At 60.9% G+C, this 11,673-nt stretch carries 11 protein-coding genes; 7 read left to right on the top strand and 4 right to left on the bottom strand.

Annotated elements, in window-relative coordinates; all coding sequences use genetic code 11:
• The first annotated feature begins 6 nt into the window (after positions 1-6).
• The 5 genes from AABA84_RS31970 to AABA84_RS31950 all read left to right on the top strand — a co-directional run bounded on the left by AABA84_RS31970 (position 7) and on the right by AABA84_RS31950 (position 5,304).
• A complete protein-coding gene (locus AABA84_RS31970) occupies positions 7-1,188 on the top strand; it encodes an acyl-CoA dehydrogenase family protein (protein ID WP_212252433.1) in 1,182 nt (393 codons plus the stop codon).
• A 24-nt stretch (positions 1,189-1,212) separates the two neighbouring features.
• A complete protein-coding gene (locus AABA84_RS31965) occupies positions 1,213-2,343 on the top strand; it encodes an acyl-CoA dehydrogenase family protein (RefSeq protein ID WP_212252430.1) in 1,131 nt (376 codons plus the stop codon).
• 15 nt (positions 2,344-2,358) lie between these two features.
• Positions 2,359-3,546, top strand: a complete 1,188-nt coding sequence (locus AABA84_RS31960; protein WP_212252428.1) for an acetyl-CoA C-acyltransferase — start codon at positions 2,359-2,361, stop codon at positions 3,544-3,546.
• Positions 3,547-3,568: 22 nt separating this feature from the next.
• Positions 3,569-4,573 carry an NAD(P)H-dependent flavin oxidoreductase gene (locus AABA84_RS31955; protein ID WP_212252426.1) on the top strand — a complete coding sequence of 335 codons (1,005 nt, stop codon included), beginning with the start codon at positions 3,569-3,571 and terminating at the stop codon, positions 4,571-4,573.
• A 119-nt stretch (positions 4,574-4,692) separates the two neighbouring features.
• Complete coding sequence (locus AABA84_RS31950; protein ID WP_338307307.1) at positions 4,693-5,304, top strand: TetR/AcrR family transcriptional regulator; 612 nt, start codon at positions 4,693-4,695, stop codon at positions 5,302-5,304.
• 85 nt (positions 5,305-5,389) lie between these two features.
• Here the strand turns inward: AABA84_RS31950 and AABA84_RS31945 are convergent, their stop codons facing one another.
• From AABA84_RS31945 to AABA84_RS31935, 3 genes are all read right to left on the bottom strand, one after another.
• Complete coding sequence (locus AABA84_RS31945; protein WP_212252423.1) at positions 5,390-6,550, bottom strand: iron-containing alcohol dehydrogenase; 1,161 nt, start codon at positions 6,548-6,550, stop codon at positions 5,390-5,392.
• 990 nt (positions 6,551-7,540) lie between these two features.
• Positions 7,541-7,756, bottom strand: coding sequence for a hypothetical protein (locus tag AABA84_RS31940; protein WP_212252421.1), 216 nt, complete (start codon positions 7,754-7,756; stop codon positions 7,541-7,543).
• A 704-nt stretch (positions 7,757-8,460) separates the two neighbouring features.
• A complete protein-coding gene (locus tag AABA84_RS31935) occupies positions 8,461-8,652 on the bottom strand; it encodes a hypothetical protein (RefSeq protein ID WP_212252419.1) in 192 nt (63 codons plus the stop codon).
• Positions 8,653-8,882: 230 nt separating this feature from the next.
• Between AABA84_RS31935 and AABA84_RS31930 the strand changes: the two genes are divergently transcribed.
• A complete protein-coding gene (locus AABA84_RS31930) occupies positions 8,883-10,001 on the top strand; it encodes a serine/threonine protein kinase (RefSeq protein ID WP_212252417.1) in 1,119 nt (372 codons plus the stop codon).
• A complete protein-coding gene (locus AABA84_RS31925) occupies positions 9,988-11,064 on the top strand; it encodes a nucleotidyltransferase family protein (RefSeq protein ID WP_246550952.1) in 1,077 nt (358 codons plus the stop codon). Before AABA84_RS31930 ends, AABA84_RS31925 begins: the two co-directional genes overlap by 14 nt.
• A 134-nt stretch (positions 11,065-11,198) precedes the next feature.
• Here the strand turns inward: AABA84_RS31925 and AABA84_RS31920 are convergent, their stop codons facing one another.
• Complete coding sequence (locus tag AABA84_RS31920; protein ID WP_212252415.1) at positions 11,199-11,582, bottom strand: H-NS histone family protein; 384 nt, start codon at positions 11,580-11,582, stop codon at positions 11,199-11,201.
• Positions 11,583-11,673: the final 91 nt, after the last annotated feature.

Here is an 11,673-nt window from a genome sequence, read left to right as displayed (position 1 = left end):
GTTCCGATGGAGCTTGCGCTGTCTGCCGCGGACGCGGCTTTCCGCGATGAAGTGCGTGCCTTCATCGCGGACAATTATCCCGCGCAGATGCGCGTTCCCAATCCGGAGACCGACCTGACCAAGGAGCAATCATTGCTCTGGCACCGGATCCTCCACAAGAAGGGCTGGATCGCGCCGTTGTGGCCCAAGGAGTATGGCGGCCCGGGCTGGACGGTCACGCAGCGCTTCATCTTTGAACAGGAGGCCTCCCGGGCCGGAACGCTGCCGCCGCTTGCCTTCAGCGTGACCATGGTCGGGCCGGTGATCTACACGTTCGGCAACGAGGCGCAGAAGAGGAAGTTTCTGCCCCGAATTCTGTCCGGCGAGGATTGGTGGTGCCAGGGTTATTCCGAGCCGGGCTCCGGCTCTGACCTTGCTACGGTTAGAACCAAGGCGGTGCGCGAGGGTGACCACTACGTCGTCAACGGGCACAAGACCTGGACCACGCTGGCCCAGCACGCCGACTGGATCTTCTGCCTGGTGCGAACCGATCCGGATGCGAAGCCGCAATCAGGCATCTCCTTTCTGCTGATCGACATGAAGTCGCCCGGCGTCACCGTGCGGCCGATCATCACGATCGACGGCAGTCACGAGGTCAATGACGTCTTTCTCGAAAACGTCCGCGTGCCCGTCGAGAACCTGGTCGGCGAGGAGAACAAGGGCTGGACGTACGCCAAATTCCTGCTCGGCAACGAGCGCACCAGCATGGCGGGGATCGGCCGGTCCACCCGCTATCTCCGGAAGCTCAAGCAGATCGTGAGGGCCGAGATACCGGCCGACGATCCGGCGCATCTGGAATTTCTGCGCGACATCGCCCGCGTCGAGCTCGACGTGCTGGCGCTGGAAGCGACCGAACTGCGCGTCGTCGGCCAGATGGCGCGTGGCATCGATCCCGGTCCGGCGGCGTCGCTGTTCAAGATCCGCGGCACCGAGATCTTCCAGGACATCACCGAGCTCACGCACCGCGCGATCGGCAATTATGGTCTTGCGATCCGTGAACATCCGGTCAGCGCGAACCACTTCATGCCGGGCCCGGACTACGGCCACACCGCGTCCGAGAAATATCTGAACGCGCGCAAGCTCAGCATCTATGGCGGATCCAACGAGATCCAGCGAAACATCATCGCCAAAGCCGTGCTCGGGCTCTAATCCACGGCGGATCGGGAGGATCGGATGGATATTCAGTTCACGGAAGAGCAGGAGTTGCTGCGATCCAGCGTTCAGCGCCTTCTGCGCGACCAGTACGATTTCGAGGCGCGGCGCAAGATCGTGGCGAGCGAGGAGGGCTTCAGCCGGAAACGGTGGCACACCTTCGCCGAGCTCGGCCTGCTCGCGGCGCCGTTCTCCGAGGACGCCGGCGGCCTCGGCGGCGGTCCTTTGTCGACCATGATCATCATGCAGGAGTTCGGCCGTCACCTCGTCGTCGAACCTTTCGTCGAAACGGTGGTGCTTGCCGGCGGCCTGATCGAGCAGCTTGGTACGTCCGAGCAGAAGCAGGGATTCGTCCCAGGCATCATCGACGGCTCCAAGATCTGGGCGCTGGCCTGGACCGAGAGAGCCTCCCGGTTCGATTTCGCCAACGTCGCGACCAAAGCGCGGCGCGAGGGGGGCGACTACGTTCTGAGCGGCGAGAAGACCATGGTGATGGCGGCGCCGTGGGCGGATCATTTGATCGTCTCGGCGCGGACCGCCGGCGACAATCGCAACCGGGACGGCGTCAGCCTGTTCGTGGTCGACCGTCATGCCGCCGGCGTCGATCTCCAAGGCTTCAAGACGATCGACGGACGCCGCGCCGCCGAGATCAGCTTGCGCGAAGTCCGCGGGCAATTGCTGGGAGCGGAAGGCGAGGGCGTTGCCGCGCTGGAAACCTGCCGTGACCGTGCGGTCGGCGCACTCTGCGCCGAGGTCGTCGGCGCGATCGGCGAGCTGAATGCCGCCACGCTGGACTATTCGAAGACCCGCAAGCAGTTCGGCACCACCATCGGCTCCTTCCAGGTGTTGCAGCATCGGATGGTCGACATGTTCATCGCTCATCAGGAGGCGCTCTCCCTGATGCAGCATCTCAGTCTCAGCCTCAGCACCGGTGATTCCGGCCTGTCGCGGCTCGCCTCCGGGGCCAAGTCGAAGATCGGCTATGCCGGCAAGTTCGTGGCCGACCAGGCGGTGCAGCTTCACGGCGGCATGGGAATGACCGACGAGCTGAACGTCGGACACTATTTCAAGCGAATCTCCTCCATCAACATCCAGTTCGGCGATCCCGCATTCCACGTGCTGCGCTACGCGCAGCTGGATGCGGCCGCGTAAAGAGAAGAGGCCAGCATGACCACCGAAGCAGTCATCGTTTCCACCGCACGCACGGCCGTCGGCAAGGCCTATCGTGGCGCGCTCAACAATACGGATGGCCCGACCATGGCCGGGCACGTGATGGCCGAGGCGGTGAAGCGCGCCGGCATCGCGCCGGGCGAGGTGGAAGACGTGGTGATGGGCTGCGCGATGCAGCAGGGCACCATGGTGATGAACGTTGCGCGCAAGGGCGCGATCCGCGCTGGCCTGCCCGTGACGGTGGCCGGCACCACGATCGACCGGCAATGCGCGTCCGGCCTGCAGGCCATCGCCGTTGCCGCGCGGTCGGTGATGCTGGATGGGGTCGAAGTCGCTATCGGCGGCGGCATCGAGTCGATCAGCCTCGTGCAGAACGAGCACATGAACAAGTTTCACGCCGTCGACGACGAGCTGATAGCGATGAAGCCCGAAATGTACATGTCGATGCTCGATACGGCGGAGGTCGTCGCCGAGCGGTACAAGATCGGCCGCGACAAGCAGGACGAATACAGCCTCGAATGCCAGCGCCGCGTCGGTGCCGCTCTGCAGGCCGGCCGCTTCAGCGATGAAATCGTGCCGTTCACGACCAGGATGGCGCTCGTCAACAAGGACACCAAGGAGGTCACCTACGAACAGGTGACGCTCACGAAAGACGAGGGCCCGCGTCCGGAAACCACGGCCGAGGGCCTCGCCAAGATCAAGCCGGTGTTCGAGGGCAAGACCATCAGCGCGGGCAATGCCAGCCAGCTCTCGGACGGTGCTTCGGCCTGCGTGATCACGAGCGGCAAGTTTGCAGCCATCAAGGGGCTGAAGCCGCTAGGTATCTTCCGCGGATTCGTCGCCGCCGGCGTCGAGCCGGACGAGATGGGCGTCGGCCCGGTCGCCGCGATCCCGCGCCTGCTCAAGCGCCATGGTTTGAAGATCGACGACATCGATCTCTGGGAGCTCAACGAGGCCTACGCGGTGCAGGTGATCTATTGCCGCGACAAGCTCGGCATCGATCCGGACAAGCTCAACGTCAATGGCGGCTCGATCGCGATCGGCCACCCCTATGGCATGACCGGCTCGCGGCTCACCGGCCACCTCCTGATCGAGGGGCGGCGGCGCAAGGCGAAATACGGCGTGGTGACCATGTGCATCGGTGGTGGCATGGGCGCCGCGGGCTTGTTTGAAATCATCCACTGATGGAAACGCGCGGAGATCATTCGTGAAGACAGCGATCACTGAACTGTTCGGTATCGAGCATCCGATCATCCAGGGCGGAATGCACTATGTCGGCTTCGCCGAAATGGCAGCCGCAGTATCCAACGCCGGCGGGCTCGGCTTGATCACAGGCCTCACCCAGCGGACGCCGGAACTGCTTGCCAAAGAGATCGCGCGGTGCCGGGACATGACCGATAAGCCGTTCGGCGTGAACCTGACGTTCCTGCCGACCTTCAGCGCGCCGCCTTATCCGGAGTACATCGCCGCCATCAGGGAGGGCGGCGTCAGGATCGTCGAGACGGCCGGACGTAGCCCTGAACAATACATGCCGGCCCTGAAGGCGGGCGGGATCAAGGTGATCCACAAGTGTACCTCGGTCCGGCATTCGCTGAAGGCCGAACAGATCGGCTGCGATGCCGTAAGCGTCGACGGCTTCGAGTGCGGCGGTCATCCGGGCGAGGATGACATGCCGAACATGATCCTGCTGCCGCGTGCGGCCGAAGAGTTGAAGATCCCGTTCGTGGCCTCCGGCGGCATGGCCGACGCACGCAGCCTGGTTGCGGCGCTGGCGATGGGAGCCGCGGGAATGAACATGGGGACGCGCTTTATTGCCACCAAGGAGGCGCCGGTGCACGAGAACGTCAAGAAGGCGCTGGTCGCGGCGTCCGAGCTCGACACCAGGCTCGTTATGCGCGCGCTCCGCAATACCGAGCGGGTCCTGAACAACAAGGGCGTCGAGCATCTGCTCGAGATCGAGCGCGAGAAGGGCAAAAGCCTCAAAATCGACGACATCCATGATCAGGTGGCGGGCGTCTATCCCAAGGTGATGATCGACGGCGACATGGACGCGGGCGCCTGGAGCTGCGGCATGGTCGTCGGACTCATTCACGATATTCCGACCGTGAAGGAGTTGATCGACCGCATCATGGCGGACGCCGAGCGATTGATCAGGGACAGGCTGACGGGATTCCTTGACGCCGATAGCGGGGCCAATCTCAAGGTCGCGTGAAGCCGCGGCTTGACGATCCGCACTGCAGACGACATCCCGTCGTCTCTGCGCGGGCTGAGAAGCTCCGGTCATGATGGGATTGTCATCAGCTAATATCTTGTGCCAAGCCGGAGCAGGCGATGCGTTACCCGAAGGACCATGGGCAGCATACCCGCAGGCGCATCGTCGAAAGCGCTTCCCGCGGTCTGCGCCAGGCCGGTGCCGATGGCCTGAGTGTGGCCGACCTGATGAAGCTCGCGAATCTGACGCATGGCAGCTTCTACGCCTACTTCAGATCGCGCGACGCGTTGGTCGTCGAAGGGCTCGCCCTGGCCATGGATCGAACCATCGTGCATTGGCTCAGTCTCACGCAGGGGCTGCCCGCCGCGAAGGGATTCGACGCACTTGTCGAGTCTTACCTGAGTGACCGCCACCGTGACGATCCGGGACGCGGTTGCGCGCTGCCCGCTTTGGCCGCGGATATCGGGCGGTCGGGTCCGGAGGCGCGGCGCACCCTCGAACGAGGGCTCGGCAAGATGATCGATATCATCGCGCGGCTGACCGCGGCGAGGCCATCATCGGATGCGAGACAGACGGCCGCCGGCGCAATCGCGACCATGGTCGGGTCGATCGTGCTGGCGCGTGCGGTCGACGACAAGCGTCTGTCTGACTTCCTGCTGGAGGCTGGACGGCAGGCATTGGGCAATCCCGTCGCGAGCGACTGCGAGAGAATGCATTCGGCCGACGGTTGAGGCGCGGCTTAACCGACGTTGGCTTCTGGGCGGAGCGGGCCGATGGCGGAGACTGTGCCTCTACCATCGGCCGCTGCCTTGGCAGCTACGCCGCCATTCGCAGCAGGTCGACGATTTCGGCTTGGTCGTTGAAGGGGCGCGGATTGGCCTTGACGAAGCGATGGTTGATCGCGATTTCGCTGATCTTGCCGAACTTGTCTTCGCTGATGCCGACCTCAGCGAGGCGGCCCGGTAGTCCAAGTTGCCTGACGAACCCCGCAAAGGCGTCTGCCGCGTCCCCACCGGGAGCACCCAATGCCGCCGCCAAACGCTTCTGTGCGTCATCGGTGAACGGCTTGTTGTAGCGTAGAACGCTCGGCATGATGACGGGCGTGCAATAATAATGAGGAACGCCAAAAGTCCCGCCAAGCACGTGGCCGATGCCGTGACTTGCGCCCATCGGGACGCGTGCCTGCAGCCCAAAGGAGGCAAGCCATGAGCCGTATTGAGACAAGCGGCGCGCTTCGAAATCGTCGGGTTGTTGCAGGGTCCGGAGCATTCCCTCGCGCAGCGTACGGATACCTGCCAGAACCACTTCGTCGGCAAGGGGGGTGCCAGCTGGCGAGCACAATGCTTCGATGCCGTGATCCATGGAGCGTGTGCCCGATCCCATCCAGAGGCTCGAAGGCGTATGAAGCGTGAGCGCCGGGTCGAGGACGATCGCCACCGGCATCATGTGGGGGTGAAAGAATATCTGCTTCAGCCTGTTGCGCTCGTCGGTGACAAGCGCTGCGGCATTGTATTCGCCGCCATTCAGCGTTGACGGCACGGCGATCTGTCGGACTGCAGGCGCGCGGAACGGGGAATGGCTCACGCCCGGGCCCATGGGAAACGGATCAAAGCCCGCTTCATCGCGGATATCGTGCTCCATCGCCATGATGACGATCTTGGCGAGGTCAACGGCAGAACCGCCGCCGACGGCCACGACGAGATCTGTGCGTGCGTCCTTGGCATGAAGGGCAACTTCAGCGGCCTGCTTGCGCGTCGTGTGCTGTGCAATTCCGTCGAAGGTCGCGGCATGTTTGTCGCTGAGCGCATGCCGGATTCTCTCAATCTCGTCGGTCTTGGTGTTCAAGGTGCGGCTGACGATAAGGAAGACGCGCTTTGCATTCAATCGTTCCGCTTCTTCGTTGATGGCCTCAGCCGCCGGTTTGCCATAGATCACGCGATCAATTGCCGGAAAATTGTGTGCACCAGTCCTGCGCATTTTTATCCTCCCATTGGAACTGCGGTCGAAGCCGATATAGTCTTTTATATTATGATTATCATGCAATATCAGTTCAGAAATATCGCACGACCTCAGGGTTCTACAGCCTTCGCCAACGTTCCAGGCGAAGCACGGCCCAGGGGCTTGCCGACTTCGCGTACGCAATTCTCGATGTCGAGTGAGTGAAGGCCGCCACGCGTGTGCACGCACTCCGGCTCTCGTGTGCACCGAAAGGTCAAAGCGGGTATAAAATTTCGGCTAGTTTGGAGTGCACACGTCCGGTGCTTCTTTCCATTGAGGGCGTAAGTTAAATCATTGGAATCGCAAGGCTACCTACCTCTTTTCCGTAGCCCCCATGATGGGCTGGAGCGAGAGTTTGAGCTTTTCAATTCGTTGGAATGTGGCGTGTGCATGAATGTGCACCGGGAGATCAAAAGAAAATCCATCGAAGGCGAGGGGGCCGGCGCCTGTCGAAAGCGGGCTAGACATGACGCGGCACGCTTGCGGAGAATAGGCCTTGCGCATCCATACCGGTCTCTAATTCAGCCAGCATGGTGATCAGAAATGCACTGACTTGGGAATCCTTCGCGTGCGATATCTCGTTGCTCGGGGCCTTCCCGCACGCGACGCCGATGGCCGTCTTTCTCCCGAGCGCCGTGCTTCGGCCCTTCGTACTCGCTCCCGGAGATGCTTCAATTGAGCGAGCAGGCTAACGAGCTCGATCGCTGTATGATGCAGAACAGCCAGACTGCAAACCCCACTACTCACTACAACACCCCAAACAGGCCTTGCCGAATCCGTGACCCGAAGATCGAATTTGTTACGACTTGCCAGTGATTTCTAAGCAATGGATCCCGGAGCCGTCCGTTCGCTTTACGACGATACGCAGAAATATTTTCGAGCACTCCCGCTCGGATGCGTTGCAGCAAAAATGCTTGCACCGGACGAGGGAATTTGGACGCGCTCTTTGAAGCGGCCTTGATATCTGCATCAGCGCGAAGGAGCCGCCCGAAGGATATCCACCGTCCGGGCGATTGACTCTTCGACCCAGGCCTCGCGGGCGAACCAGTTGTGATTGGCCTCACAGATTGGGCAACGAGTATTGCCGAAGAACACGATGCTCCGCAGAAAAGTCTCGCGATCGGACTTGATGCCGGTGGGAATCGCGCGACCCGTTTGCGGACACTCGACCATGATCATACCCATGTGAGCCTCCCAGAAACATATTGCTGAAAAAGGGGCCGGTCGGCTGGAGTGCGCTCTCGTCGGTGCGGGTTACTTGGGGGGCATCGCACCTGGGGTCGTTGTTCGAGCAAAGGGCAGCTTGCTCGTGACGACGCTTCTCCAACCGACCGGATTCCTGCTTGGTGAATTCTCGGGATACCGCCGGCTTTGGCCGGCAGGCCTATGAAATGGAGCTTCGACCTCAACCGAAGGCTTCTGGGAGGCCTCTCACAATTATGATGTCCAAATCCCTGCGGCTTCGTGCCGAATATTCCGCGCGCAACGAAGCCAATATCTTCCTCTTGACGGACAGATCAGCCAACCGGATCACAGGTCTCACTCCCCCTCACGCAATTCGTTAACATTATCTTTTTTGATTTAATGCGCAATTAAATTCGCGTTGTCGGTCCGGTTTGCGACTCTCGACCGACTTATTTTGCTGGCTGTCGCGGCGGGATGCCGTCATCGAAAGGTCAGGCCATTCACGCTCAGGCCATCGCTCACCACCTGCCATCGGTTCGGTTCGCGCCGCGATTTGACTTTGGTAACGGATGGGTTGTGCTCGGTTCAAATCTGAAATTAATTTTGATTATATGGCAATGGTGTAAATATCGTTGTTAATTGCTGCCGATCACGTAAGCTAAGCTCGTCCAGGTTTCGTTCGGCTGGAGGAGACAATGTGGGATTTAAATCTTAGCGAGTACGATTTCGACCACGATGCGCCGCAGTTGGCCCAGATGCGCGCGGAATTGATAGGTATTGGCGAGAAGGAACGCATTCTGCGAGAACGCAGTGCCGATCGCGAAGCCTACCGGTACCTCCTGGATGCGCATCGGTCGAGCGCGGGCGCGCTTTCTTTGAGAGGAGGTGTTGAACATTTCTCCGGAGGGAGGGGGTAGGGGCGGCCAGCTGTGGCATGACGGACCGGATTGTCGTTTCGAAACGAGACCGACTGGGTCACTTATGCCCGGCAGACGAGAATTGTCGCGCCGCGGACGGTTCGGATTGAACTTCGTGGGCTGCCGAGGGCCGCGACGCTAGCATCTCAGGCGCTGTCGTCGCTTCGCCGGTACAGGCGGAGGCGGATTTCTTCACATTGGTTGGAGCCGTGCTGGAAAGATCGTCGGCAGAGATGGTGTTGAGACCGGCTTCGGATGCAGTGTTCGCGCTGCTGGACGGTCGATCAATGCTCTTCAGCGGAGCGGGGCAGAAGATCTTTGAACTGGACCGGGTAGGGGCATTCATCTGGTGCAAGCTGGCGCAAGGCGCCTCTCTGGAAGACACCTGTAAGGGGCTTGGAACGCTGGGCATTGACGAGCAGACGGCGCGCCAGTTCACACGACAGGTTGTGGATGTCTGGATCGATCGAGCGTTGCTCGAGGTCGACTGGCGAATGCCGACCGATTTTGCCTTCTCAGCGGTACTAGGCCGGCACCGAATAGGGGTCCGGGCTGCAAATCGGGACCTCTTGAGGCGGCTGTGTTCGCTGTTTTGTGTTTCGGACCAGAGCGCTGGCGGCGAGGACGACGTTACGATCGAGGCAATGATGCTGGACGAGCAAGTGCTCCTGCGCGGAGATGATTCCAGCATCTCCAGATGTCAAGTCGAAGCACTGGCCCCCACGATCAAAGCTCACATCACCGAGCGGCTTATTCGAAGCAATCGCTGGACCTTCTCCCTTCATGCCGCTTCTCTTGTGAAGGACGGTATGGGCCTGCTGTTGTGCGGCCAGCCGGGAGCTGGAAAGTCTACCCTCACACTGCAGCTGGTGGACGCCGGACTTCGGTACGCCGGCGATGACGTTGCGCTGGTTGGAGCTGACGGAGCGATCTGCGGCATCCCGTTTGCTCTCACCCTCAAGGAGGGATCGTGGGACTTGCTCTCGCGACTATATGGCGGCCGGCACGACGCGACGCATTGCCGCTCCGACGGCGTTCTGGTGCGGTACGTACCCATTGCGGATGCGCACCACCAATGCTTTTCCGCAAGCTGGATCATCTTCTTGAACCGTGTCGCGAGCGGTCCGGCCGAACTAGCCGCGATAGATCAACTGGATTCGATGAAGCGGCTCATCGACAACGCATTTGCGGCCGACGGAAGACTTTCGCAGGCCGGCTTTTTCGCTTTGAAGCGGATCGTCGCGGGCGCGCGATCGCTTCAACTCACCTACTGCGAGGCCGTGGAGGCTCGGCGCGTGCTCATGGATCTATGCAATGGCAAGGCATAGCGCGGCGCTGACGAGCCTCTGCAACTGCTTGCGAGGCATGCCACCTGGCGATGTCGAGTGGACGTCGGTCATCGGGCTCGCAAATCAGACTCTGACGACGCCGGCGCTCATTGATTTTGTCGATAAATTTGCACCGATCCTGTCGGAGGACGTCTGCGGATATATTCGCCAGATCCACCGCCGAAACGTGCTGCGCAACAATCGGCTCGTCGCTCAACTCGAAGAAGCCGTCGTTGCGATGAACGGCCTGGGAATTACGCCGATCATGCTCAAGGGGGCATCGACACTGGCGACCGCGCCCGAGGAGCGACGAGGCGTTCGGCTAATGTCTGACCTGGATATTATGGTTATGCCGGACGAAGCCAGAATGGCAGTCTCCGCTCTATGCGGAATTGGTTACGCTATTGACTATGAGACCCCTCCCGAAAGCCAGAGATGGCATGTCGAGCTGAATCGCTCGCAGGATGTCGGGACCATCGACCTACAGCGGGCAGCTCCAGGTCCTGCGTACCTCTACCAGAGCCTCGGGCACCCGCTGAACCATTGCATCCCCGCGCCGCTGGGGCGCGGACGCGTGTATATCCCCACGCCTACCTACCGGGCGCTCATGTTGATCATCCATGATCAATTTCAGGACTACGGATATTGGTTGGGCGACCTCGACCTGCGGCACTTGGTTGAATTGCGCGATATAAGCAATTCTGCCGAGGGCCTCGATTGGAAGGAGCTTACCTCTCTTGTCTCGGGCGCATTGATGAAGAACGCGGTTGAAACCCAGCTGTTCGCTCTTGCAGAGTTGCTTGGCGTCGAGATTCCGCAGGAGTTGCGCTCTCGGCTGATTCCCCGTCTGCAGTTCATGCGACAGTTGATGCAGGCACGATTTCCGGCCACACGTGTGCCCTTCCTCGCAATGATGATGCTGGATCTCGGAAACTACCGGAAGGTGGCACATGACACCATCCAACCCGCCGCGGGCCGGCGTGGAGTGTGGTCCTTGCCGAGGATGGGAACCCTGCAATTTCTGTTGAAGGCGACCGTCGCGGTGCGCGCAGGGAAGGCCTAAACCACAAGCTCCTTCGTTAGGACGGCAGACCCGAGGCGGACGCTTTCAGTTAGCCGCGTTCCGAACGAGTGCCAGCTTGCGGATTCGTGGATCTGACGATTTCGTGCATGGGGGAATTGGCGGTGGCAGGGCTATCAATGCTCCTGACCACCCGCATTCTGGTTGGAGGCTCCACCGTTCTCGTGAATCCTGAACTCCTCCAATGTGTGTCCTGATTGTAGCGCGGCGACCAGCCAGCGCGGCTGTTTGCCACGCCCAGACCAAGTCTCTGTCGGTTTGAGGGGGTTGAAGTACTTCGGTACGACCTTCGGGTATTTGCGGCGGGGAGGCTGGTTTAGACCCAGCTCTGCCGCCCCGCTCTCGGGCCCGCCGACTTGTTCCGGTTGATTGAGTTGCGCCAGGCGCTTCTCCAACTCCCGCTTTTCGGCCGTGATCTTTTCAGCAAGAATCTTTGTCAACTCCTCGTGGAGGAGCCATAGTTCTTCAAAATCCATGGCTTCGAGATCTTGCCTGCGCATAGCATTCTCGTCACCGTTCGACCCACGCCCCGACTACCTTGTCATCTCCGCGCCGAATATCGTTTTCGAGCGCCGAATACCGGATAGGTCC

Origin of the sequence: Bradyrhizobium sp. TM239, from assembly GCF_036247985.1 — a bacterium.
In the GTDB taxonomy this organism is placed as follows: domain Bacteria; phylum Pseudomonadota; class Alphaproteobacteria; order Rhizobiales; family Xanthobacteraceae; genus Bradyrhizobium; species Bradyrhizobium ottawaense.
The sequence above is the reverse complement of the archived record's forward strand: the minus strand, read 5'-3'. Positions and strand labels throughout refer to the sequence as shown.